Below are 23,982 nucleotides of genomic sequence, written 5' to 3'. Positions count from 1 at the left end.
TCGGGAGCTTTTCTGTATAGGTATTGTACTTATGGGGATAGCTTACTTTTTATAGCTGTATGACCAGTCATCGAATTTATGACCTGCTTTCTTCAGGTCTTCATATTTCATGAAGTTGTCGGTTTGCTGCATTGTGCCTGAATAGTCATTTATGAAGTAAACAATGTTTCCTACCTGCTGAAGTCCGCTTCTGAGCTCTATTGCTGTAACAGTGTTGTCGCTGAACTTTGCCAGTCTGTCGTTGATCTCGTTCGGTGCCGAGGTATTTCCGTCCTCGCCTGTATAGCAGTATACGCGGAGCTTTGAACGGTCGGTGTCATCGAGAACGAAGTAGTATGCATTTTCCTCATCGGTGAACTGCTTATCCTTTGAAGCCTCAAATAAGCTGAAAGAGGGCTCTCCGTAGAGATTAGCGCCCACACGCATGAGGTCGCTGTTTATATCAGCTGATGTCAGGCTGTCTGCATATGCCTCGGCAGCTTCTGCACGGTCAAGAGAAGGATCTGCTGCAATCAGGTAGTTTGTATTTCCGCAGGTTCCAGAAAGGTCGCTTGCGCGCCATGAACCGTTGATATTTACAACGTTGAAGGAGTGCTCGTCTCCGCCTACGCGGTAATTCTTTACGTCAAGCATATCGAGTAACAGCGAATATGTAGCTGCGATTCCGCCGCACTCGGTAAAGCCTGTGTTGAGGCCTGCGTGCTCGGAAGCATAGTTTGCACGGCTGAAGTCGATTGTATTGTATAATCCGTCGGGGTAGAGTGAGAAGCTTCTGCCTGTGGTATAGCTGGAGTAGGTTACCCTCTTTACTACTGCCTTTGCAGCTGCAAGCTCCTTGTCGGCCTCGGGAGAATTCTTTGTGATACCGTCCTTTGCAAGCTCGGCGATTATGTCGTCCAGCTTGTTCTGGGTCTCCTCGGCCATGAAGGGAGTGCGGTTGAAGGCATTGACGAACTTTATGACAGTGTCCTGTATTCTGCTGTCAAGACCGGAGAAGCTGACGCCGTTTACGGCGGAAAGGTTCTCAGCTCCTGCGAAGGCCTCAAAGCCGATATACTTCACGGAGAAGGGGATAACAACATTTTCGATATCATTTTTTGAATAATAGAATGACTCAAAGAACTTGTTGTTGATAGATGTTGTTCCGGGAATGAATGCGATCTCGGTGCCGTAGTCGTATATACGGTCGTCTGTGTTGAAGGCAACGATCTTAGGCGACTCTGTATCGCAGTCCTTATAGTAGTACACGCCCAGACGGTTGAAGCAGTGCTCGGGGTCCTTGCTGAAGGGAGTTCCCGAAAAACCGTCAACAGGCCAGAAATCATTGGTCATTACGAGGTTCTGGGGGAAATATACCTCTGAGAGCTGATCGCAGCCCGTGAAAGCGCCTTCCCGGATATTGAGATAAGTGCTTGCCATGATCTTGTGATCGGGGTTCATGGGCTGGCCTATGCAGTTGATCCAGTTTGCCTGACGGTAATCGCTGAGGTAGAGCGTATGGAGATTTGTGCATGATGAGAAAGCGTTGGAAGCAATGCCCATAACGGGAAGTATCACAGCGTAATCGTCATCATAGACAGAAGCGGGCACTACCAGCTCGTCGGTATTCTTGCCCTTGTAGGCTGTGATCTCGGCAGCTGAGTCGCCTTTATTTAATGTTACGTTATAGTCCTTGCTGATAGCTCTGAGGTAGATGCAGTAGTCCTCGGGGGAGAGGTGACCGTCCTTGGTGAGGTCCAGGTCATAGGGGGTGAGACCTGCTTTCTGCGCATCGTCGGAAAGAGTCACCGCATTGCAGGCGAGCTTTCTGTCGGGATAGCCCTGAGCTGCAAAGAGATCGTTTATCTCAGTCTCCATAACGAGAAAATCGTAGTAATCGTTCTTCTGATCCTTGCCGCAGCCGTTTCTGCGTCCGAAATCCAGAGCGGGGTTGTATTTGTCTATATTGAACTCAGTGTTCTTTACGGCATTCACGTTTATCTTTTTTAAGTCTGCCGCGCCTGCGCTGAGCTGTACGGGAGCAAGTACCGACAGAGCCGATAATGCTGATACAGCGGAGACCAGGACAGCGGTTGTTTTGTTGTTTATCTTCATTGTTTTTCCTCCGGTTCAGTGTTTTTCTTGTTATTTGTTTTACTGTATACAGTTTCGGGTGAGATGTCCGCGGATATAATATTCAAAAACCCGCAGAAACATAGTTATGGTTTTAACAATATGTAGTGTGTGAATATTTAGAATGTACAATCTGTAAACATTATACACCGTATCGAAATAAAATCAAGGGCTTTGAGGGTTTTTTTATTACAAATCTACTGATTGGATAATAATTGCCATTGAGGTCATAAATAATTATTAAAGTTTGCCAAGTAACAGTTTGTAAACAAATTATATTTAACTAAAAGCTCCCTGGCTTTCGGCGGAAAAGCTTTCCATGATAAAATAACTGCTTTTTGAGAGCAGTTATCACAAGATCCTGCACTTTATACTATCGTTGTATAAAATCACAGCGTAACATAAAACACAAAAAAACTTCTTTCAGGTCAAAAAAATCTCATAGACTAACGGTTGACTTGATGTATCCTTTGTGATATAATTACGTTAGCTTATGCTAAGAAGGAGCGTAACGGTATATTATGGATACTCTAAGGAATGTAAAGATAGGCGAGACTGTCAGGGTGGAGAGCGTCGGCGGAAGCGGAGCTCTCAGGCAGCATTTTCTCGATATGGGACTTATCCCCGGCGAGGAGGTCACCCTGGTCAAGTATGCGCCTATGGGCGATCCCATGGAGCTGAGGCTCCACGGCTATGAGCTGACTCTCAGGCTGGCTGACGCAGAGCAGATAACAGTCTGTCCCATCGCTGCTAAGAAAGCGGCGGAACAAAAAGTTCACAGACATCACAGATCCGATCATCCCGGCTTCGGCGAGGGCGGACGCTTCCACGCAAAGGACGACGGCGAGCCTCTGGAGAAGGGGACTGTCATACGCTTTGCACTGGTGGGAAATCAGAACTGCGGCAAGACTACCCTGTTCAACAGGCTTACAGGCTCAAAGCAGCACGTCGGCAACTTTCCGGGAGTTACCGTTGACCGCAAGGACGGCGCCATAAAGGGCTATCCCGATACTCTTATCACCGATCTGCCGGGTATATACTCCATGTCGCCGTACAGCAGCGAGGAGATCGTCTCCCGTAATTTCGTGCTGGAGGAAAAGCCCCACGCCATAATCAATATAGTCGATGTCACAAATATAGAGAGGAACCTGTATCTCACCATGCAGCTCCTTGAAATGGACATACCCATGGTAGTCGCCCTGAATATGATGGACGAGCTTACCTCAAACGGCGGAAGCATTGACATCAACCAGATGGAAAGACGTCTGGGAGTGCCTGTTGTGCCTATTTCCGCTGCCAAGAACAAGGGCATTGAGGAGCTTGTGGAGCACGCTGTGCATATAGCCTATTATCAGGAGAAGCCCCTCCGCTACGATTTCTGTGCCAAGAACGAAAAGGGCGGAGCTGTACACCGCTGCCTTCACGGAATATCCCACCTGATCGAGGATCACGCCGAGAAAACGGGTATGCCTCTGAGGTTCGTAACTGGAAAGGTCATAGAGAACGACAAGCTGGTCATAGACAAGCTTGAGCTTGACGGGAACGAGCTCGAAACAGTTGAGCACATCGTATCCCAGATGGAGAAGGAGCGCGGCCTCGACAGAAGCGCCGCCATAGCGGATATGCGTTTCAGCTTCATACACAGGCTCTGCGACGATACCGTAAAAAAACCTGCGGAGAGCCGCGAGCATATCCGCAGCCGCCGCATCGACAAATTCCTCACGGGAAAGTATACGGCCATACCCTCATTCATACTTATAATGGGGCTGGTATTCTTCCTGACCTTCAACGTTATCGGCGCATTTCTTCAGGGACTGTGTGAAACGGGAGTTGATAAGATAACGGAGATTACCGACAGAGCACTGACAAATGCCAGCGTCAATTCTGTGATACACGACCTTGTTATAGACGGTATATTCGCGGGAGTGGGAAGCGTTATCAGCTTCCTGCCCGTTATAGTCACCCTTTTCTTCTTCCTGTCGCTTCTTGAGGACAGCGGCTATATTGCCAGAGTCGCCTTCTTCATGGACAAGCTGCTGAGAAAGGTGGGCCTTTCGGGACGAAGCATAGTACCCCTTCTTATAGGCTTCGGCTGCTCGGTGCCTGCGGTAATGTCCACAAGGACCCTTCCCAGCGGCCGTGACCGAAAAATGACCATACTCCTTACGCCCTTCATGAGCTGTACCGCTAAGCTGCCCATATACGCATTCTTTGTGAACGCCTTCTTCCCCAAAAGGGGCGGACTCATAATGATAGGGCTCTATCTGCTGGGCATAGTCTCGGGAATTATCGCCGCCTACATATTCAAGGGAACGCTTTTCCGCGGCGAGGCGGTGCCATTTGTAATGGAACTCCCAAACTATCGTCTGCCTGCCATCGGCAACGTAGTGCAGCTGCTGTGGGAAAAGGCTAAGGACTTCTTACAGAGAGCCTTTTCCGTAATACTCATAGCTACTGTCGTTGTGTGGTTCCTCCAGAGCTTCGATTTCAAGCTGAATATGGTGGATAATGCCGAGGACAGCATACTTGCGGGAGTTGCAGGCTTCTTTGCTCCCGTAATGAAGCCCATAGGCCTTGGGGACTGGCGCATACTCACAGCCCTTATCAGCGGATTCATGGCAAAGGAGAGCGTGGTTTCCACACTGAAGATACTCTACGAGGGCGATGTTACCGCCTCAATGTCATCGCTTTCCGCAGCCTGCCTGCTGGTGTTCTCTCTGCTCTATACGCCTTGTGTAGCTACCATAGCTGCCGTAAAGCGCGAGCTGGGAAAGAAATGGGCGCTTGCGGAGGTGGTATGGCAGTGCGGAGTCGCATGGGCCGCAACACTTGTTATACGTGCCGTTCTTCTGCTTATCGGAGTGTGAGCCATGAATGTCATTGATATAATAGTCCTGCTGCTGATAGCGGGGGCGATGTGTCTTGCTGTCAGGTACGTTATCAGGAACCGCGGCAGCTGCGGCGGAGACTGCGGCAAATGCGCAGGCTGCAATAAAAAACAGCAGAACAGATAAAACAAGCCCGAAAGCGGCCATTGCGGCTGCCTTCGGGCTTTTCTTCGTATTACGGCTTATATCAGCCGTTATTATTATCGGCTATGAGCTTTTCAAGCTCAGCTCTGAGGTACTTGTAACGCTCCAGCTTTTCTTCCTTGGCGAAATGCACCTCGCGGAACTGCTGAGGATTGTTCTCGTAGCAGAGCTTTTCATCTCCGAACTGCTCACTGGTGAGATCGAACACTTTGTCTCCCGCCACGTTATAGCAGTGGTAGTTGCCGCCGCTGCGCAGTACACCGTATACCTCACCGCCGAATATGTCCTGCACCAGGAATGCGGTTATGGAGCACTGTCCCAGAGTCATATTGTCACTGCTCCATTTCTCGCGGAGCCTGGGTGCGCAGGTATACCGGCACCATATCTGCGAAAGGGCGTCATACAAAGCTCTCGGGTCGGATATGGAGCGGAATTCATCATTTACAGGCGGTACATCGGCTGTCTCCCAGCCGTAGAAATTGTAGCTCATAGTGATCTTCCTTTATTTATCTTGTCCCAGTATATCCTCGGCGCCGTCGATGACCTCCTGCTTTGCCTTTTTGCACAGCAGATCCCAGTTGGGGCGCCTGTCGGTGAGATTATGGGCGTCGCTGCCGAAAACATAGGGGTAGCCCTCCTTTATGAGGGACTTGACGAAGCGCTTCTCCCTGAAGCTGCCGAATGCCTCGTTGTTGAACTGCAATACAGCGTCTGTTCTGAGCACCTCCTCCATCTCAGACCTGCTGTAGAAGCTGAGATAGCGGTGGATATGTGCCAGTACGGGCTTCAGGCCGAAGCCGCAGGCGATCTCGTTTATCTCCTCGAGGAAACGGTTGGAGAAGGGAGCATAGGGGAGCTCCAGCAGGATATAATCCGTATTGGCGATACGCAGCTTTTCCACGTCTGCAAGACTGCTGAGTCCCTGTTCCACGGAGACCTCTGCACCCGTGAGTATATCCGAGCAGGAGGGATCGGCCTTTACCAGCTTTTCCAGAGCGGCTCTGCGCTTTTTCAGAAAGGCGGCCACGCTCTTTTCCCTGTGGGCGTAGAAATGAGGAGTTGCCACTATGCGGCTCACGCCCTGAGCTCTCATAGCTTTTATCATTTCCAGCGACATCTCCACGCTTCGGGAGCCGTCGTCAATGTTCGGGAGTATATGGCAGTGATACTCAGTCATTTTTCACTTCTTCGTTCTTCTTGTCGGCGGGCTGCTGGCCGTAGCCGTATTCCTTGTACTTGTAGCCGTACTTTGACTTGTAGTAGGGGCTGCGGCGCTTGTTGCTGACCTCGTTGAGGACGAAGCCCAGCATATTCGTATCCGCAAGCTCGATCTGCTTCATGCAGTTCGAGATCTCCTCGTTGGTGGTCAGACCGTATCTGAGTATGAGAAGGATACCGTTTATGCAGTCCTTCATTACCATAGCGTCGCTCACCACGTTTACGGGAGGTGTATCTATTATGATATAATCATAGTTTTCTGCGAACTGATCCAGCAGCTGTGAGAACTGCTCAGAGGCAAGAAGCTCTGAAGGATTGGGCGGAGTAGGCCCGGAGGGGAGAAGGTCAAGTCCCTTGACGACATTGGTCTTTACTGATTTTGCGGGAGTTGACTTCTTTATTATAAGAGTGGAAAGTCCCTCGGCGTTCTTGCACTTGAATGTCTTGTGCTGAACGGGCTTTCTCATATCAGCGTCTATGAGGAGCACCTTGCTTTCAGTCTGTGCAAGGGCGATAGCGATATTTGCTGCTGTTGTGGATTTTCCCTCCGATGGGTTGGGACTTGATATAGCCACGATCTTCTTCTCTGAGGTGCCGAGGGCAAAGAGAAGGTTGGTACGGATGGATCTGTAGCTTTCGGACACGTTGAAGGGCATCTTCGAGTCTGAGAGCAGCATCCTGCTGTCATGATCCGATTTCTTTCTGCTCTTTTTCTTGGTATCGCCGTACTGCTCTATGGTGCCTATTATGGGCTTGGAGAAGCGGCTTCCGATAGCGTCGGGCTCCTTTACTGTGTTGTCGAAGTAATCGATAACGAATATTATCATCACCGTCAGCATAAGAGCGGCCGCAATGCCGAGAGCGGTGTTCTTCTTAGTGTTGGGAGCAACAGGGCTGTTGTAGATCTTTGCGGTATCTATGGTATTGATGGAGCCTACGCCTACAGCCTCCTCCACATATGCGGGAGCTACGGAGGTAAGATCGTTGCATATTGCGGCGGCGACCTCGGGATCCTTTGCTGTGGCAACCACCTTTACCGCAGAGGTATCGGTGACGGAGCTGATGGAAAGGCAGTTCCTTATGGAAGCAGGGGATATTTTTCCGTCAGACAGTGAGAAACTCTCGGAAAGAGTGCTGTCATCGAACTGAGTGACGAGCTTATCGCCTACGGCGTTCATGACCGCGTCGTCCTTGAGCACCTCCATATATGTATTTACAAGCTGCTTTGAGTTGCTTATATTGTTAACGTTATTGTTGTTTTCGGATATGCCCGTATAGCTCTGGACGTACATGGAGATATGTGAGGAATACTCCAGAGGCAGCAGGAACTTTGACACGCCGAATGCGGCTGCGCCTCCGAGGATCATTGCGATTATGATGATCCATATGCGGCTCAGCAGAAGGTCTATCAGGTCCTTGATGGTGTAGGTGTTGTTCATCTTAGTGGTATCCTTTCGTTTAAAATCGAATCTTTTCCCCTTACAGTATACCTCTGCGTATGAAAGCTCATCTGTGTGTCCTTCCCACCGTTCGGACGGCACATGGAATAACTCCTGAGGCATACATATCCATTATAAATAAAATTATAACATATAGCCAATGCAAAGTCAATAACGTTAGTGAATATATGAAAATGTTTTTTGTCTGCTGTAATAGAAAAGGTGCAATATACATATGGTAGATTGCAGGTGGTTTATAAAGTAATAATATATCTCAATTCATCATGAGTTAATTTATCATGTGAGAAGTGACATTTTTCACAGCCGCTGATTGTTCATGATAAACAATTGCAAAGCTGATATTTCGTGGTTCAGGACAGCGGTTTTTCGTTGATTTTACGCCATGTATATGCTATAATGGTCATAGATAAAGAAATTTCAGCGTACAGCAGAGAGGGGTAATTCCATGTACATCCTGAAAAAGATCGCGGCTGCTGTCTGTGCAGCGGCATCAGCGTCATCTCTCATTATCGCAGTCCCTTCAGTACACGCGGAAAGCGGCGGCCTGCTGATAAATGAGGTGTGCACACAGAACAAGACATCTTATACCGACAGCTACGGAAAGGCATCGGACTGGATAGAGCTAATAAACATCGGTGGAAGCGATATGGATATGGGCGGTTACGGCATTTCCGACGATCCTGCTTCTCCTCCTGCATTTGTTTTCCCCGAAGGCACCGTGCTGGGCAGAGGGGAGAGGATAGTCCTTGCGGCTTCAAAGGATCCCTCCGCGGAAGGAGAGCTCCACACAGGCTTTGCCCTCAGCAAGAGCGGAGAAACACTGGCACTGTATTATCCCGACGGCAGCCTTGCGGATAGGGTGGATATACCTGCGCTGAAGGAGGACGAGACCTACGGCAGGATACCCGACGGCGGAAGTACCTTCGGCAAAATGAGACCTACTCCCGGTGCTGCAAATGCTCAGGCAGTTGCCGAGCCCGTATTCTCAATGCAGTCCGGCTTCTATGCCGCACAGCAGGGGCTTGAGCTGACTCTCAGTGCGGAGGATACAATATACTATACCCTGGACAGCTCAGACCCTACCACATCGGATACCGCACAGGTCTATACGGGAGCTATCCCCATGTACGACAGAAGCTCGGACCCCAATGTATACAGCCGCTATCAGCACGACAATACAGCGCAGTCCATTATCCTGTCCACCAATTACAGGGCCAGTTCCTCACTGTTCGACAAGGTCACGGTGGTACGCGCGGCGGCAAGATCCGCAGACGGCACCTTCAGTTCGGTGACCACAAACACCTACTTTGTCATGCCCGAGGACAAGCTGGCTTATTATTCCGATATCCCCGTGGTGTCAATGGTGACGGATCCCGATAACCTCTTTGATCCCGACAAGGGCATATATGTCTGCGGCAACCAGTTCCTTGAATGGAGGAAAAACGACCCCCGCGCATTCAGGAGCGAGTGGGATACCACCAATGTGGCCAACTTCTTCTCAAAGGGCAGGGCGTGGGAGAGACCTGCGAATATAACCCTTTTCGAGAACGGCAGCCTTGGCTTTTCACAGGATATGGGCATAAGGATAAAGGGCGCTTCCACACGCAACAGCCAGTCCAAGAGCTTCAATGTGTACGCAAGGAGCGAGTACGGCGATTCAAAGCTGAACTATACTCTGCTTGAAGATAATTACTCCGCAGATGACGGAAAGCTCATAAAGAAGTATGATTCCTTCAGTCTCCGTGCAGTTGGCTGGGTGGACCGTATGCGGGAGCTGGCAGTTAACGATCCGCTGAAAAAGCTGGACGATCTTGCCTCCTATGACAGCAAAAGATGTATGCTTTTCATAGACGGCGAGCTGTGGGGAATGTACGAGATAATGGAGAAGTGCTCCGATTACTATATACAGTCGAATTACGGCGTTCCTGCCGGGAACGTCTCCATCATCAAGAACGGCGAGCTGGAGGAGGGACCCGAATCCGAATACGACGCTCTGCTGGAGCTGGATGAATACTGCATGAGCCACGACCTCAGCAATGCGGAGGCCTATGAGTATGCAGCCTCACGGATAGACGTTGACAGCATGATAATGCACTACTGCGCAGGTCTTTACCTTGGCACATGGGACTGGCCGAACTATAATTACCTTATGTGGAAGAACAACGGCGAGCCCATAGAGGGCAATGCCTACAGCGACGGCAAATGGCGCTTCGGCACCTTCGACCTTGACTATTCCGCAGGCATAACCTATGATAGCTTCGGCGGTGTGCAGGGCTATGCACATGATTCCTTCCGCAAAATGGACGAAGCCACAGCTGATATGCCCTCATCCATATTCAAGGCAATGCTGGCAAACGAGGGCTTCAGGAACAAGTTTGCGGCTATGTTCTCGGCCTTTGCCACAAATGTTTATGAGCCGCAGAAGATGGTTGACCTCATAAGCGAACAGGAGCAGAGATATATGCCGTATATGGTCATGATGGCCTGGCGCTGGAACAGCGGTACTCCAAGAAAGGACTACAGCGGCTTTGCTTCCGATGAGGCGGCGTATTACTCCAAGGAACTGGGCGTGATGAAGGACTTCTTCAGGAACCGTCCGCAGTACGCCATGAAGTTCATGAGAGAGTATCTCGGCATAAGCAGCGATATGCTGTACTGTACCGTTATCGCCTCGGAGGGCGGCTCGGTCAGCTGCAACGGCAGCAGCGTCAGCTTTGTTGACGGTATGTGGTCGGGAGGCTTCGGCAGAGGAGACAAGGTCACACTCACGGCGGTTCCCCATAATGGTTATGAATTCGCAGGCTGGACGGGAGCGGTGAACTCGTCGGAGGAGACGGTCACCGTCACCATGCAGGATACCGCAGAGCTCAGGTGCAGCTTCGTGCGCAAGGCTCCTGTTGCAGGCGACGTCAACCTTGACGGAGCCGTAGGCGTTGCGGATCTTGTAATGCTCCAGAGGTATATTATCGGAGCCGCAGGTCTTGCGGAGGCGGACAGGGCTCAGAGCTATGATAATTCAGATATGAACGGCGACGAGGAAGTTGATTCCCTTGATGTATCGTCGCTGAGAAGAAAGGTGATCGGCCTTTCAGGGGATAAATAGTAAAAAACGGACTGTGAAGGGTAGCTCCCCCAACAGTCCGTTTTTGATATTTCATTAAGTTATTTACACTTATGTCCCGAAGCCGCCTCGAAATTATACTTTACGATGCCGAGGTCTATTTTTGTCATCATACCGCCCTTGGTGGTGATAACGGGCTCGTCTCCGTCAAGCGTCACGAAGAACTTCTGCTGATTCAGCGCAGTGGGAGCCATCATTGCAGCGATAAGGCCGTTCCTGAACCACTGGGGCATATCCGAGCCCTTGATATCGCAGAGCTTCTCCACGGGCTTTGACCTGTGCTTGTTGCCCTCGTTGGCGCCGTAGCCTATGGCGATAACGCATATCAGCTTTTCATCGGGACCTATCTCGGCCTTCTGCTTGCGCTTGCCGTAGGTACCTCCTACCCAGCAGGTATTCAGTCCCATCTGCTGTGCGGCCAGGACTATTTTTTCACCGTAGTAGCCGCCCAGCTCCTCCATGTTTTCCAGCGATTTCTTTCCCACAACAGCAATATAATTCTTCACGTTGGTGAACTTGCCGTAATGAGCAAGAAATGAATTGAAGCACATCGGCTCGTCATAGATCATCTGGAAATTCAGACCGCTTTCCTTGCGGCAGGATTCCACCAGTTCATTGAGCTGATCCCTGTGCTCCTGAGAAATGGGCTTTGGGAGGTACTGCCTTACACTGTGCCTTGTACTTATTGCTTCCTTGATGTTCATAAAACGCCTCTCTTCTGCAAAACTGCATTTTTTATCATTTTACCACATTTTCACTGATAATGCAATATAAATGTGATATATTTCTGTTGTTTTTTGCTTCGGAGGCGCGGCTGTATCATGCCCTGTGCAGCACTATCTCATAGAGCGTGTTCATTCTGCCGCTCTCATCGTCTATGAGGGCTATCGTACCGTTATGAGCCTCCACTATCTTGCGGCTTATGGCCAGTCCCAGACCGGAGCTCTTGGCGCCTGTACGGGACTTGTTGCCCACCACGAAGGGATCGAATATAGTCTCCCTAAGCTCTTTGGGTATGCCCTTTCCGTTGTCGCCTATCCTTATGATGATGCCGCCTTCCGTATTTCTTATCTCGGTGTATATGGTGGTGCCTGCGGAGTTATGTCTGAAGGAATTGATGATAAGGTTCTCAAAAACGCGGTTGAGCTGCTTGTGATCGAAGGAGAATGGCATTTTCTCCTCGGGGATATCGGCTTCAAGGAAGAAGCCTGCCAGATCCAGATCCTGATACTTCATGGCAAGATAGCTCCTGAAGTATTCGCATATATCGCCCTCCTCCATATTGAAGTCGAAGTCGGGGTGCTCCAGCTTGCTGTACTCGTGGAGAGTGCTGACCAGCTCTGCAACGGTCTCGGATTTGCGGCATATGCTGTCAAGGTATTTCTGCTTTGTCTCCTCGTCCACCATATTGTCGCTGATAGCCTTTGCATAGCCCTGCATAACGGTTATGGGAGTTCTGATATCGTGGGAGATATCGGCTATCATGCGGCGCTGCTCGGATTCCAGCTGTGTACGTTCATTTTCGCTCTCCTTCAGTCTGGTGACCAGTCTGTTATAGCTGGTGCAGATGTTGTTGAATTCCTTGATATCGGAATTGATCTCGGATATTTCGTTGTTTGCAGCAGCACTTCGGGAAAAATTCTCAAGAGCCGTATCCAGCTTTTTAAGTTCTTTGGATATACGCTTAATGATCTTTACTCCAAATATGAATATTATCACTATGACTACGATATAAAGGGATATAGTTGCCCACGAACTGAATTTCGCAATATAGTAATTTATTTCCTTTTCCATTTCTTTATGGTCGGGATCATATTCGTTTAGTCCTTCGAGATATGTCTTTGCATAATCAGATGCCTCGGAAACAGAGCTTTCGGGGTAGTATTTCAGGTATATTTCTTTAAGCTTTCTGCCTGCAAGCACTTCAATGGAAATATTCAGCATATCTATAAAAAACAGTATAACTGCAAGCATTAGTCCCAGATTTCCCAGAACATAAACCTTCAGACTGCTTTTCGGCTTTTTATTTTTTCGGAGCTTCAATTTTATATCCCAGTCCTCTCACAGTTTTTATGTAGGTAGGAGATTTGCTGTTGTCGCCCAGCTTTTCGCGGAGCTTTGAGATGTGCACCATCATGGTGTTGTCGTCGGTCTCGTAGAAATCGCCGTTTATACGCTCGTATATCTGGGATTTCGTGAACACCATGCCCGGCTTTTCCATGAAGAGCGACAGTATCTTGAATTCGGTGGGGGTGAGGAATATCTCCTCGTCGTTCTTGTACAGCAGGAACTTCTTCTGATCCAGTTTCAGCTCGCCCACGCAGAGCATATCGCCGCTTCTGCCGACGGGAGAGTTTGCGTCCAGCTTGTATTTCCTGCGTAGATTTGACTGTATGCGTGCAATGACCTCCAGAGGATTGAAGGGCTTGGTTATATAGTCGTCCGCACCGATATCGAGGCCAAGGATCTTGTCGCTGTCCGCATTCATGGCAGAGACAATGATAATGGGGATATTGCTGGTCTCCCTGATCTTTTTTGTAAGCTCGTAGCCGTTCATCTCGGGCATCATTATATCTATCAGCGCCAGATCAGGCGACTCAGCCATGAGAGTTTCGTAAGCCTCGGCGCCGTCGTAGGCGCTTATTACCTCAAAGCCCGAATTGACAAGGTAGAGCCTGAGGACCTCCTGGATATCGGCGTCGTCCTCGGCAATGAGTATCCTGTAAGCCATATAGCTTTCCTCACTTCCGTAAAAATGTCAGAATGAGGCCACTTTGAAAGTGACCTCTATAATTATATCATGTAAGCAGTGGTTTTGCAATAAGACATCATTCGTATCTCAGGGCGTCGATGGGATTCATCTTTGCAGCCTTGCTTGCAGGGTAGAAGCCGAAGAACACGCCGAATATCATTGAGAAGCTTACGCTTATTGCAATGGTGCCGAGGGTAGCCACGCCCTGTATCCCCATGAGGCTGCTCATGAACTTGCCGAGAAGCAGTCCCAGACCTACTCCCACAGCGCTTCCTATCATGCAGATTATTATAGCCTCGATGAGGAACTGTGTGCGGATATTGCCGTTGGTAGCGCCCAGAGCCTTTCTTGTGCCTATCTCGCGGGTACGCTCGGTTATGGATACCACCATGATGTTCATAACGCCTATACCGCCGACTATGAGGGAGATGGCCGCGATAGCCATGAGCACCAGCTTCATGAGGCTGATTATCTGTCCCACAGATTTCAGTGCGTCCTCCAGCACCAGAACATCTGCCTTATATGCGTCGTTGTCCTTGTAGAAGCTGTTGTTGATGCTTTTCTTCAGGTCCTCTGCAAGCCCGTTGAGATCGGTGTCCTGCTTTGCCACAGCCGAGAAAGAGTAGAAACAGTCGTCAGTGACAGCTACTGTGGCGGCGTTTGCATAGGGGACAAATGCAGGCTCTCCCGAGGAGCCGAAAAGCATATCCTGCATCATGGATTCCTTTTCCTTGTGGTAAACACCTACAACGGTATAGCAGTTGAGCTCGTTGTTCTTCTTGCACTCGAGAGATCTTCCCAGTGCGTTCTCAACGCTGCCGTACAATGACTTTGCCTTCTTTTCTGGGATGATCACAACAGCTTTGCCCTTGTTGTATTCGTCGCTGCTGATGCCCCTGCCTGCGATGACCTTTATCTCACCTTTAAGCGAAAGAGCGGTAGGATTAACGCCGCATACGTTTATGCTTTCGCTGCCCACCTTCATCTGTCCGAGATCGCGGTCCAGAGAAATGCCTTCGAGCCTGTCGGAAAAGCTTTCCTGAAGCTTGTCGAAGGTCTTTGACGAGAAGTAGTCCGACCGTCTCATTTCCCTTACGCTTTCATCGTATTTCGCGTCATCGTATATATCTTCCTGGGCGTTCTGGATAATGAAGAAGTAGACCCTTCTGGATTCGGGGCTGCTCATGACGTCCACGGTATAGCGCTTCATGCCGTCGCCCAGTATCATTATGGAGATAACGGCGGCTATACCTATGACTATGCCGAGCATAGTCAGCAGCGAGCGCATTTTATTGGCCTTCAGCTCACTGAGCGCAAGGAGTATGTTGTCCTTCAGCATAAGCGCCGCCCCTCCTTTCAGATATTATCCTTCCGTCCATGAGAGTGAGTATCCTCCCGGTCTCCTCGGCCAGCTCGTTTGAGTGTGTAATGAGGATTATGGTTATGCCTCTTTCGCGGTGGAGCTTGTGGAACAGATCCATTATCATGCGTCCCGTAGAGGAGTCAAGAGCTCCTGTGGGCTCGTCCGCAAGTATTATGGAGGGCTCGTTGGCAAGAGCCCTTGCTATGGCGACGCGCTGTTTCTGGCCGCCCGAAAGCTCGTCGGGGGTATGCTTTATCCTGTCGCCCATGCCCACCATTTCGAGGAGCTCTTCGGCGCGTTTTCTGCGCTTGTGGCTGCTTATGCCCGCGTACATCATAGGAAGCTCCACATTCTTCAGAGCCGTGTTCCTGGGGATAAGGTTGTAGGTCTGGAACACGAAGCCTATCTGCTTGTTGCGTATATGGGAGAGCTCTCCGTCCTTTGCCGAGCATATATCTATGCCGTTGAGGTTGTATTCCCCCAAGGTAGGCCTGTCCAGAGCGCCGATGATATTCATGAGAGTGGATTTGCCCGAGCCCGAGGCTCCCACTATGGAGACGAATTCGCCCCTGTTCACGGTAAGGTCTATGCCGTGGAGTATCTCCAGCTCGTTGGGAGTGCCCACATAGAATCGCTTGTATATCTTTCTGAGGTCAATGACCTTGCTGCTGTTCATAGTACACCTCCGCATCATCAATAGAATACGCTTGAACCGCTGTTGTCTTCTTCGGGTACTATGACCTTCATATCCTCGGATATCTCGGGGCTGATAATCTCTGTATAGTAATCGTTGCAGATGCCTCGCTCAACGGCGATCTTCTTCTCTTCCTTGCCGTCACCCGAAACGGTGATGTAGCTGATGCCGTCAGCGTCGGTGAATATGCAGTTATCGGGAACTGCAAGAGCGCCGTCCTTTTCTCCTGTGATAATGCTGAGCCTTGCGGTCATGCCTATGCGCAGGCCCTCGGGCTGGCTGCTGAAATCCGCTTCAAGTGCGTATTCGGTGCTGCCTGAGAGAGTGCCGTCTGCGGAATATGTAGGTGCGTTGGGTGTGGGGGCCACAAAGCTGAGGGACCCCTTCATGGCGTCGCGGCTGACAGCGTTTATGGTTATCTCTACGGGCTGATCCTTTTTCAGCTTGCCGATATCGTACTGATCTGCCGCAGCCGATATCATGAAGCTGCTGTCGTCCTGGATAACTGCAATGGCGTCGCCCATATAGACATCGCCCTCTTTGACATTAACGGCAGTGATGACGCCGTCGCAGTCGGCCTTTACTGTACAGCTCTCTATGCTGCGCTTCAGCTGATCTATCTGGCGCTGGGATTCGCTGAGACTATCCTCTGCGGAGAGGCCTGCCGTCTTCAGGGAGTCGGCCTTGGCTGCAACGTCTCCTGCATAGGCCTCGTCTGTATCTGTCTTGGAGTACGAAGCGCTGGTGATCTCTGATTTTGCCTGATCCACATATTTGCCTGCCGATGAGAGCTCCGCCCTGGTCTCCTTTTCGTCGAGCACAGCCGATGAGAGCTCCGTGGAATACTTTGCCGCTGCGTCTGCAAGGGACTTTGCTGCTGCCTTGGCGTCGGTGAGAGCGTCGTCTGCCTCTGCCGAAAGGGCTGCTGCCGCGTCGCATCTCTCCTTTGCGGCGGCTATGTCCTCGGGAGCAGCGCTGCTGTCCGCCGAGATCAGGTCGTATTCTGCCTTCAGCGACTTGTACTCAGCCTTTGCATTATCGGCAGCCGTCTTCAGCTCATTGGCTTCGGCGGCGGCAGCTTCCGCTTCCTCCATAGCCTGCTGGAGCAGGTCTGACATCTCTATCCTGTTGTTTACCGCTTCATCGTAGCTTCCTGCGGCCTCATTCCTTTCGCTGACAGCCTTGTCGTAGTTCTCCTTCGCAGCCGAGAGTATCTGATTGCTTCTCTCGGTTTTCTCGGCCTTTTCCGCAACAGCGCTGTCATACATACGTTTTGCGGAGCTGAGCTCGATATCGTTTCTGGCCTTTATGTTCTGAAGCTGTTTCTCCGCAGCCTCCAGCTGTCCCTGCAGGTCGGAATCGTCAAGTACGGCTACGATATCGCCCTTTTTGACTCTGTCGCCAACCTTCACGTTTAACTTCTTCACCTTGGTATTGACCGCGCTGCTTTTCAGCTCTGAGCTTTCGCTGCTCTTTACGGTGCCGGAAACGGTAACGGACTGCTTAATGTCCATTCTCTCTATGGCTGCGGTATGCGGTGCAGCAGCCGTTTCGGTAGTTGAGCCGAAGGCGTTGTATACTGCGAGTCCGCCAACTGATAATGCGGCAATGCCGGCAAGGCATATTACAGCAGCTTTCTTTTTATTTTTTCCCATTCAATATCCCTCCGTTTGTATTTGATGATATGATTATACGACATAATCCTGTATTCCGGCTTCATGAAAGCTTAAGATTTCTTAATGATAATATTAATTATCGTTAACAGGTGACAGGGAACTCCTGCGGCGGCGGGGAGCGCCACTGTGCAAAGTATACAATGCAGAGGGCTTGATTTCGGCGTTTTTCCGAGTTGAAACCTGCCCCGTATCGTGGTAAAATTTAAGTATAGTATTACGTCACACTAATCATAAGGAGGTAGATCGGTCATGTCGATGACGGGACTCATAATAATTGCTGCGGCGGTAGTTCTGCTGATACTGCTGGTTATAATCCTTGCAGTACACAAGAAAAAGGCAGTGGACAACGATGCGTACTACAGCGAGCAGATCAGGAGAGGCCAGGAGCGCACCGCTCAGAGAGAAGAGGCCGAGCGTCAGCGCCGCATGATGCAGCGTGAACGCGCAGGCAGGAACTGACTATAATATGTAAAGCAGGCCGCCTTCCATTTGGAAGGCGGCTTTATTGTATTTACTCTGAAAAAATTGCGGACGGTGACGAAAAAAATGTATTGTATGTCATTATTTTGCGAAAAACAGTATCAAATTTCTTGTAAGAACTGGAAAAATGTGATATACTTAGCTTATAAGTAACATTTTCGGTTACGGGAGGATATTAAAATGAAAATAGGTTTTATCGGTGCGGGGAAAGTGGGATTTTCCCTGGGCAGGTACTTCGCAGGGAACGGCCTTGAGGTCGCGGGGTATTACTGCCGCAACGTGCAGTCCTCTGCGGAGGCAGCAAAATTCACTGGTACGCAGCTGTTCACGGAAGTTTCCGAGCTTGTGAAAGCCTGCGATACCATATTCATCGTGGTGCCTGACAGCGCCATTACGGAGGTTTATCACCGGATAAGGGGAACGGGCATAGGCGGAAAGCTGATATGCCACTGCAGCGGAGCTCTTTCGGCTGCCGAGGCCTTTCCCGACGCAAGAAAATACGGAGCGAGGATATGCTCGGTACACCCGCTGTTTCCCATAAGCAGCAAATATGATTCCTTCAAGGAGCTCCACAAGGCCTTCTTCTGTATAGAGGGCGATGAAGCTGCGGCGGCGGAATGGCAGAAGCTTCTGGAGGATATGGGCAACCGCACAAGGCTTATAGCAGGCAGCCAGAAGAAGGAATACCATGCAGCCTGCGCCATTTCAAGCGAGATGGCCTGCGGACTTGCGGCTATGGGCCTTTCGCTCATGGAAAAATGCGGCTTTACCGACAAGGAGGCTCTTGACGCTCTTGAACCGATTATCATGAGCAACGTAAGGAGCATTCTTGCCGTGGGACCAGCGGAGGCTCTTAAAGGGCCCGTGGAGCGCAACGATATCATAACCGTCCGCAGACACGCGGAGTCTATCGAGCAGGGCACTGACAGGGATATGTACAAGGCGATCTCGCGCAGACTGGTGGAGATAGCGCAGTATAAGCACCCCTACAGTGATTATACGGAAATGAAAAAGATACTGAAATGATGAAAAAAACCTGAGCAATCCATTGCTCAGGTTTTTTGTTGCCATGGCAAAAAAAGAGCGCCGCAAGAACGGGCTTCTGCGGCGCCTTTAAAGTTGCTGTAATACTGCACCGTTACGGGAGTGCAGTGTTAAAGGGGTAAAAGGGGATTGGATGGAAATGAAACTGCTCTATGGGGAATCCCTTTTGGGGAAAGAGCAATTATATTATGAATAAGCGATCAGTCGCTTACTTCAGTCTCAGCTGCTGTCTCAGATGCAGCTTCAGCTTCAGCCTGTGCAGCCTTGAGAGCTTCTCTCTCCTTGGGGCCAAGGTGCTCGTGAGCAGGACCCTTGGGTGCCTCGGGAGCTACAGGAGGAGCAGGAGGCTCAGGTCTCTCACCGTCAGCAGGAGCTACAGGAGGAGCAGGGGGCTCGGGCTTCTCGCCGTCCTCGGGAGCTACAGGAGGTGCCGGAGGCTCAGGCTTCTCGCCGTCTTCGATAGCTACAGGAGGAGCAGGAGGCTCGGGCTTCTCGCCGTCTTCGATAGCTACAGGCGGAACGGGCGGCTCAGGCTTCTCGCCTTCAGCCTTAGCGAAGTGGAAGTGTACATTAACGTCCTTAACGTTATCGATCTGCTCCTTGAGCTCGTCTGTTACGAAGTCAAGGTCGTTGATGTCGATAAGACCGCGGAAGTTATTGAAGAGATCTGTTACATTGATTACATTGGGGTTAACGGGCTTAGCGGGCTTCTCAGCCTCTTCGCCGTCCTCAGCTACGGGAGCCTCGGGCTTCTCGTTTGTATCGAAGTGAACGTCAACCTTCTTGATGTTGTCCCAGTTCTCGATGATATCGTCTGTGAGGATATCGATCTTGTTAGCGTCGATGAAGTCACGGATCTGATCGAGGAGATCTGTTACATCGATAACGATGGGCTTAGCGGGCTTTTCAGCCTCTTCGCCTTCAACAGGAGCGGGGGGCTCAGGGAGCTCGCCGTCCTCGGGAGCTACGGGCGGTGCAGGGGGCTCGGGCTTCTCGCCGTCTTCTTCAGCGGGAGCAGGTGCCTCAGCATCTACAGCTTCAGCGTCGTCGGTAACTTCCTCAACAGCTTCTGCTGTTTCCTCAGCTGCAACTGTTACAGCTGTCTCTTCTGTTTTCTCGTTTGCAGCAAATGTGTTAAGTCCTGCTACAGATGAGAGAACAGACATAGCAGCGATTGCAGCGAGAATTTGCTTTTTGCTTTTCATGATTGATTACTCCTTTACTTATTTATTACACTCCTCTTCGGGAGTTTAACACTTGTTTTGTGTTACATTAACAGTTTACGGAGTTCCAATACAAAAAAAGGGGTATCACAAAAATATTTTTGAAAAATATTTCAGAGGGTATAAAAAAATACAGGACGCTTACGTGCGTCCTGTACTTTCTCTATATTTATTCATGTTTTCTCGGGGGAAGGGGAGAGGGAGGTGGAACCGGAGCAGGCTCCGTTTCATCTTTCCCTGTTATATTTTCAGCAGGTTCCTCTGCAAGAACAGCTATATGTGCTTCGTCCGCAATGAGAGCTGCGTCTGGGAAGTGCTCTCCCACAGGCAGCAGTGCTTTCGGATCGTGCTTCGGCGGAACTGCCGCAGGGTGATCCTCGGGCTTTGGAGGCTCAACTCCGTCGTCGGGCTTGGGAGGCTCCGCATTGTTATTGCCGGGCTTTATCTCCTCCTTGGGAGGCTCCGGTGTTACTGCCGGTTCAGGCGGAGCGGGCGGATCGTTTACTTCCGCCGGCTTTACCTCGCCATTCGGAGGAGCAGGAGGATCGGCAGCTGCGGGAGGAGCCGGAGGCTCCGGCACCTTCTCGCCGTTTGCGGGAGGCTTGGGAGCGTCGGGCTTTGTATCGTTCTTTGCAGGATCCGGTTTTTCAGCTCCGGGCTTTGCGGGAGCAGCAGACTTTTCGCCGTTCTTTGGAGGTTCGGGGGCGGATCTGTCAAGTCCGCGTACATTTACATTGATATCAGCGATACCGTGCTCCACATCGGATTTATAGGTATTGAAGTCTCCGGAATTATCCGACTCTATATAGAAGTTTACCGTGTCGCCGTCTGATATGACGCCCTTTTCCTTTTCAAGCTCCAGTATCTCGTTTGCAACGGTGAGCATATCCTTGCCCTTGCCGTTGTAGTCCTTCAGTATCTCCCTGCCGAGACTGTCCTCACATCTTATATGGAGGACCTTGCCCTTTTTATTGAGATCCAGTCTGATATTAGCGTCCGATGAGATAACGATTGTTGAATGAGGCTTGAGGTTCCTTGAATAGTATATCGAACCGGCTGATACCATGAGTACAAGACAGGCTGCGACTGCGATCGCGCGGCCCACATGAAAAGTTATTTTACCTGCTCTGCCTGACTCCTCTTCCATGAGTACGGGATCGGTTACTGTCTGACCCACCTCATAGCGCAGATCGGCAGCCTTGACAAAGCGGGATTCCTCGTCCATAAGGACTGCGAAACCCTTATTACATTCCATAACTATATATTTCATGTTTTCTCACCACCTTTAAGTACCTGCATGATGTGTCCGCGCATTATCTCGTAGCCGTTGGTGCATATGAGCAGCACCGCCACCAGGTAGCGTCTGTGCCTTTCGAGAGTTTTTCTCTCCACATCTGCTCCCTCGGCAAGTCTGGCCAGCGGGACACGTTTGGTCCTGAGGAATTCCTCAAGGATATCGGGATTGTTTCTTGCATAGCGTACAGCCTTCTGACAGCTTTCGAGAGTACGCTTCTGACGGGGGGAATTGTCTGCGACGTCGCTCATGGAAACGCCGAAGTCCTGCATCTGCGCAGTCAGCTCGGCGATCTCCTGCTTTGTGGCCTCGCGGAGCTCGTTTTCTTCATATACGTCGTGTTCGTCACGGATAGTATCTTTCAGGTCTGTTTTTTCGTCATCTGAAACGTCGAGAGATATCTGTCCTTTGTTTTTCTTTTCTTTTCGGTAGTTATCTATCAGGCGGTTCCTTATCTGCAGTGCCGCAAATTTCAGGAATGATCCGCGAAGCTTGGAATAGTTCTGTATAGCTTCGTAAAAGGCGAACATGGCGATGCTGAGCTCGTCGTCGCTCTTGTCGGGAGGACGGTTGATAAATCTGGCTGTTTCCGACTTTATGAACGGCATATAAGCAGAGATGAGCTCATCTGCCGCGTGGCTGTCTGTTTTTGCCTTATAGACCTGGGATATGATTTGATGCGCATCAGAATTCATATATGCCACCCCCATTGTACTTATAGATTACGGATACTATTAATAATAAACGGGGTATCCCGTTGTTTTTTTGCAAAAATCGCCCGACCATTTCTGCGGACGGGCGATGAATTTGCTTATGTGTTATTTTGCTGAGTTCTCCTCGTCCTGATGACGTATCTGAGCACGCTTTATCTTGCCGCCCAGAGTCTTGGGGAGCTCGTCTACGTACTCGATGACACGGGGATACTTATAGGGCGCAGTCTCATGCTTTACATGATCCTGAAGCTCCTTTGTGAGCTCGGGTGAGGGAGTGTAGCCCTCGGCCAGAACGACTGTGGCCTTTACTACCTGACCTCTTATGGGATCGGGAGCGCCTGTTATAGCGGATTCAACAACAGCAGGGTGTGTGAGGAGAGCGCTCTCTACCTCGAAGGGGCCTATACGGTAGCCTGAGCACTTGATCACATCATCGTTTCTTCCCACGAACCAGTAATAGCCCTTGGAATCGCGCCATGCAACGTCGCCTGTGTCGTAGTTCTCGCCGCCGAGAACGGCCTCGGTGAGCTCGGGGTTCTTGTAGTAGCCGCAGAAGAGTCCCGTGGGACGCTCCTTGTCTATGCCGCATACCATGATGCTGCCCTCTTCACCGTCCTCGCACTCTGTACCGTCTGCACGGAGCAGGTGGATATTGTAAAGGGGAGAAGGCTTGCCTGTTGAGCCGGGCTTGGGGTCTATCCAGGGGAAGTTTGCGATAAGTACGGTGCCCTCTGTCTGGCCGAAGCCCTCGCGCATCTTCTTGCCTGTGAGCTCGTAGATACGGTTGAATACCTCGGGGTTGAGGGGCTCGCCTGCGTTGCAGAAGTTCTGGATTGAGGAGAGGTCGTACTTTGTCATGTCCTCCTGGAGCATGAAGCGGTACATGGTGGGAGGTGCGCAGAAGGTGGTCAGCTTGTAGTGACTTATTACCTCCAGGATATCTTTTGCGTTGAACCTGCCCGTGAAGTCGTATGCGAACTGTATAGCGCCGCATATCCACTGTCCGTAGATCTTGCCCCAGCCGAACTTGGCCCAGCCTGAGTCGGATATGGACATATGGAGCTTGTTCTCCTGTACCTGGTGCCAGTATTTGGCGGTAACGATATGCCCCAGGGGATGTGCGTAGTTATGACATACCATCTTGGGCATACCTGTAGAGCCCGATGTGAAGTATATCAGCATTGTGTCCGTGGCCTTTGTGGCCTCCTCGCCTGTGGGACGCTCAAAGGTATCGGGATACTTTGCGATCTCGTCCTCGAAGAAGTCCCAGCCTTCGCGGGGCTCGGCAACGGCTATCTTCTTGCGGAGAGTCTCTATCTGGGGAGCCGCTCCGTCGATCTGGCCGCGGATATATTCATCGTCGCAGGCAATGATGGCGGAAATACCTGCCATATTGCCGCGGTAAGCGATATCGTGTGTGGTAAAGAGCAGATTGCCCGGGATAAGGATAACTCCCATTTTATGGAGAGCTGTTGCTATTACCCAGTATTCCCAGCGGCGGCGGAGTATAAGGAGAACAACGTCACCCTTTTTGAGGCCGAGACTGCGGAAATAGTTGCAGGTCTGATTTGAGAGCTTTGATATATCGGTAAATGTGAAGATGCGCTCCTGCTTGTCGTGGCTGAGCCATACAAGAGCCTTCTTTTCGGGCTCCTGCTTAGCCCATTCGTCAACTATATCCCAGCCGAAGTTGAAGTTCTCGGGAACATTTACCCTGTAATTTTCCTTGAAATCCTCGTATGAATCGAATTCTATACGAGGGAGATAACGGTCTAAAAGCATTTCTGAAATAACTCCTTT

19 protein-coding genes are annotated in these 23,982 nt (G+C 50.5%); 5 read left to right on the top strand and 14 right to left on the bottom strand.

Annotated features, from left to right (window positions below; translation table 11 throughout):
• Positions 1-42 precede the first annotated feature (42 nt).
• Positions 43-2,094, bottom strand: a complete 2,052-nt coding sequence (locus Q0Y65_RS04915) for a leucine-rich repeat protein (protein ID WP_297957820.1) — start codon at positions 2,092-2,094, stop codon at positions 43-45.
• 539 nt (positions 2,095-2,633) lie between these two features.
• Between Q0Y65_RS04915 and feoB the strand changes: the two genes are divergently transcribed.
• Together feoB and Q0Y65_RS04905 are read left to right on the top strand one after the other, a co-directional pair.
• Entirely contained in the window at positions 2,634-4,979 is a 2,346-nt protein-coding gene (gene feoB, locus Q0Y65_RS04910) for a ferrous iron transport protein B (RefSeq protein WP_297957818.1), read from the top strand.
• A gap of 3 nt (positions 4,980-4,982) precedes the next feature.
• Entirely contained in the window at positions 4,983-5,126 is a 144-nt protein-coding gene (locus Q0Y65_RS04905; RefSeq protein WP_297957817.1) for a FeoB-associated Cys-rich membrane protein, read from the top strand.
• Positions 5,127-5,187: 61 nt separating this feature from the next.
• Here the strand turns inward: Q0Y65_RS04905 and Q0Y65_RS04900 are convergent, their stop codons facing one another.
• The 3 genes from Q0Y65_RS04900 to Q0Y65_RS04890 are packed head-to-tail and all read right to left on the bottom strand — an operon-like array spanning position 5,188 to position 7,903.
• On the bottom strand, positions 5,188-5,634 hold the full coding sequence (locus Q0Y65_RS04900) for a hypothetical protein (protein WP_297957816.1): 447 nt from the start codon (positions 5,632-5,634) through the stop codon (positions 5,188-5,190).
• 12 nt (positions 5,635-5,646) lie between these two features.
• The gene (locus Q0Y65_RS04895; RefSeq protein ID WP_297957814.1) at positions 5,647-6,321 is read right to left on the bottom strand and encodes a CpsB/CapC family capsule biosynthesis tyrosine phosphatase; all 675 of its coding nucleotides are present in this window, start codon (positions 6,319-6,321) and stop codon (positions 5,647-5,649) included.
• Positions 6,314-7,903: a polysaccharide biosynthesis tyrosine autokinase gene (locus tag Q0Y65_RS04890; RefSeq protein ID WP_297957813.1), complete on the bottom strand. Its 1,590-nt coding sequence runs from the start codon at positions 7,901-7,903 to the stop codon at positions 6,314-6,316. The genes Q0Y65_RS04895 and Q0Y65_RS04890 overlap by 8 nt, the downstream gene beginning before the upstream one ends.
• A gap of 364 nt (positions 7,904-8,267) precedes the next feature.
• Here Q0Y65_RS04890 and Q0Y65_RS04885 point away from each other — a divergent pair, with 364 nt between their 5' ends.
• On the top strand, positions 8,268-10,925 hold the full coding sequence (locus Q0Y65_RS04885) for a CotH kinase family protein (RefSeq protein WP_297957811.1): 2,658 nt from the start codon (positions 8,268-8,270) through the stop codon (positions 10,923-10,925).
• Positions 10,926-10,984: 59 nt separating this feature from the next.
• Here the strand turns inward: Q0Y65_RS04885 and Q0Y65_RS04880 are convergent, their stop codons facing one another.
• The 6 genes from Q0Y65_RS04880 to Q0Y65_RS04855 form a co-directional block, all read right to left on the bottom strand.
• Positions 10,985-11,647, bottom strand: coding sequence for a nitroreductase family protein (locus Q0Y65_RS04880; protein ID WP_297957808.1), 663 nt, complete (start codon positions 11,645-11,647; stop codon positions 10,985-10,987).
• Between the two features lie 115 nt (positions 11,648-11,762).
• The gene (locus Q0Y65_RS04875; protein ID WP_297957807.1) at positions 11,763-12,986 is read right to left on the bottom strand and encodes a sensor histidine kinase KdpD; all 1,224 of its coding nucleotides are present in this window, start codon (positions 12,984-12,986) and stop codon (positions 11,763-11,765) included.
• Complete coding sequence (locus Q0Y65_RS04870; RefSeq protein ID WP_297957806.1) at positions 12,967-13,674, bottom strand: response regulator transcription factor; 708 nt, start codon at positions 13,672-13,674, stop codon at positions 12,967-12,969. Before Q0Y65_RS04870 ends, Q0Y65_RS04875 begins: the two co-directional genes overlap by 20 nt.
• Before the next feature lie 97 nt (positions 13,675-13,771).
• Complete coding sequence (locus Q0Y65_RS04865) at positions 13,772-15,034, bottom strand: ABC transporter permease (RefSeq protein WP_297957805.1); 1,263 nt, start codon at positions 15,032-15,034, stop codon at positions 13,772-13,774.
• Positions 15,000-15,734, bottom strand: coding sequence for an ABC transporter ATP-binding protein (locus tag Q0Y65_RS04860; protein WP_297957803.1), 735 nt, complete (start codon positions 15,732-15,734; stop codon positions 15,000-15,002). Before Q0Y65_RS04860 ends, Q0Y65_RS04865 begins: the two co-directional genes overlap by 35 nt.
• A 17-nt stretch (positions 15,735-15,751) precedes the next feature.
• A complete protein-coding gene (locus Q0Y65_RS04855) occupies positions 15,752-17,407 on the bottom strand; it encodes a biotin/lipoyl-binding protein (RefSeq protein ID WP_297957802.1) in 1,656 nt (551 codons plus the stop codon).
• A gap of 270 nt (positions 17,408-17,677) precedes the next feature.
• On the opposite strand from Q0Y65_RS04855, the gene Q0Y65_RS04850 reads away from it, so the two are divergent.
• The gene (locus Q0Y65_RS04850; RefSeq protein ID WP_297957800.1) at positions 17,678-17,887 is read left to right on the top strand and encodes a hypothetical protein; all 210 of its coding nucleotides are present in this window, start codon (positions 17,678-17,680) and stop codon (positions 17,885-17,887) included.
• A gap of 201 nt (positions 17,888-18,088) precedes the next feature.
• Positions 18,089-18,934: a Rossmann-like and DUF2520 domain-containing protein gene (locus Q0Y65_RS04845; protein WP_297957798.1), complete on the top strand. Its 846-nt coding sequence runs from the start codon at positions 18,089-18,091 to the stop codon at positions 18,932-18,934.
• A gap of 218 nt (positions 18,935-19,152) precedes the next feature.
• Here Q0Y65_RS04845 and Q0Y65_RS04840 read toward each other — a convergent pair whose 3' ends face one another.
• The 4 genes from Q0Y65_RS04840 to Q0Y65_RS04825 form a co-directional block, all read right to left on the bottom strand.
• Positions 19,153-20,157, bottom strand: a complete 1,005-nt coding sequence (locus Q0Y65_RS04840) for a hypothetical protein (protein ID WP_297957796.1) — start codon at positions 20,155-20,157, stop codon at positions 19,153-19,155.
• Positions 20,158-20,344: 187 nt separating this feature from the next.
• Complete coding sequence (locus Q0Y65_RS04835) at positions 20,345-21,445, bottom strand: hypothetical protein (protein ID WP_297957794.1); 1,101 nt, start codon at positions 21,443-21,445, stop codon at positions 20,345-20,347.
• Positions 21,442-22,164: a sigma-70 family RNA polymerase sigma factor gene (locus Q0Y65_RS04830; protein WP_297957793.1), complete on the bottom strand. Its 723-nt coding sequence runs from the start codon at positions 22,162-22,164 to the stop codon at positions 21,442-21,444. Before Q0Y65_RS04830 ends, Q0Y65_RS04835 begins: the two co-directional genes overlap by 4 nt.
• Positions 22,165-22,287: 123 nt before the next feature.
• Positions 22,288-23,964, bottom strand: a complete 1,677-nt coding sequence (locus Q0Y65_RS04825) for an AMP-binding protein (protein WP_297957791.1) — start codon at positions 23,962-23,964, stop codon at positions 22,288-22,290.
• Positions 23,965-23,982: the final 18 nt, after the last annotated feature.

The sequence above is a fragment of the uncultured Ruminococcus sp. genome, from assembly GCF_947301925.1.
Taxonomy (GTDB): Bacteria; Bacillota; Clostridia; order Oscillospirales; family Ruminococcaceae; genus Ruminococcus.
This window is presented reverse-complemented; position numbering and strand designations above follow the sequence as displayed.

Excerpts from the sequence above, each read along its gene's own strand:
- Q0Y65_RS04915 (WP_297957820.1), bottom strand. The coding sequence starts at position 2,094 with ATGAAGATAAACAACAAAACAACCGCTGTCCTGGTCTCCGCTGTATCA.
- feoB (WP_297957818.1), top strand. The coding sequence starts at position 2,634 with ATGGATACTCTAAGGAATGTAAAGATAGGCGAGACTGTCAGGGTGGAG.
- Q0Y65_RS04905 (WP_297957817.1), top strand. The coding sequence starts at position 4,983 with ATGAATGTCATTGATATAATAGTCCTGCTGCTGATAGCGGGGGCGATG.
- Q0Y65_RS04900 (WP_297957816.1), bottom strand. The coding sequence starts at position 5,634 with ATGAGCTACAATTTCTACGGCTGGGAGACAGCCGATGTACCGCCTGTA.
- Q0Y65_RS04895 (WP_297957814.1), bottom strand. The coding sequence starts at position 6,321 with ATGACTGAGTATCACTGCCATATACTCCCGAACATTGACGACGGCTCC.
- Q0Y65_RS04885 (WP_297957811.1), top strand. The coding sequence starts at position 8,268 with ATGTACATCCTGAAAAAGATCGCGGCTGCTGTCTGTGCAGCGGCATCA.
- Q0Y65_RS04880 (WP_297957808.1), bottom strand. The coding sequence starts at position 11,647 with ATGAACATCAAGGAAGCAATAAGTACAAGGCACAGTGTAAGGCAGTAC.
- Q0Y65_RS04870 (WP_297957806.1), bottom strand. The coding sequence starts at position 13,674 with ATGGCTTACAGGATACTCATTGCCGAGGACGACGCCGATATCCAGGAG.
- Q0Y65_RS04865 (WP_297957805.1), bottom strand. The coding sequence starts at position 15,034 with ATGCTGAAGGACAACATACTCCTTGCGCTCAGTGAGCTGAAGGCCAAT.
- Q0Y65_RS04860 (WP_297957803.1), bottom strand. The coding sequence starts at position 15,734 with ATGAACAGCAGCAAGGTCATTGACCTCAGAAAGATATACAAGCGATTC.
- Q0Y65_RS04855 (WP_297957802.1), bottom strand. The coding sequence starts at position 17,407 with ATGGGAAAAAATAAAAAGAAAGCTGCTGTAATATGCCTTGCCGGCATT.
- Q0Y65_RS04850 (WP_297957800.1), top strand. The coding sequence starts at position 17,678 with ATGTCGATGACGGGACTCATAATAATTGCTGCGGCGGTAGTTCTGCTG.
- Q0Y65_RS04845 (WP_297957798.1), top strand. The coding sequence starts at position 18,089 with ATGAAAATAGGTTTTATCGGTGCGGGGAAAGTGGGATTTTCCCTGGGC.
- Q0Y65_RS04840 (WP_297957796.1), bottom strand. The coding sequence starts at position 20,157 with ATGAAAAGCAAAAAGCAAATTCTCGCTGCAATCGCTGCTATGTCTGTT.
- Q0Y65_RS04835 (WP_297957794.1), bottom strand. The coding sequence starts at position 21,445 with ATGAAATATATAGTTATGGAATGTAATAAGGGTTTCGCAGTCCTTATG.
- Q0Y65_RS04830 (WP_297957793.1), bottom strand. The coding sequence starts at position 22,164 with ATGAATTCTGATGCGCATCAAATCATATCCCAGGTCTATAAGGCAAAA.
- Q0Y65_RS04825 (WP_297957791.1), bottom strand. The coding sequence starts at position 23,964 with ATGCTTTTAGACCGTTATCTCCCTCGTATAGAATTCGATTCATACGAG.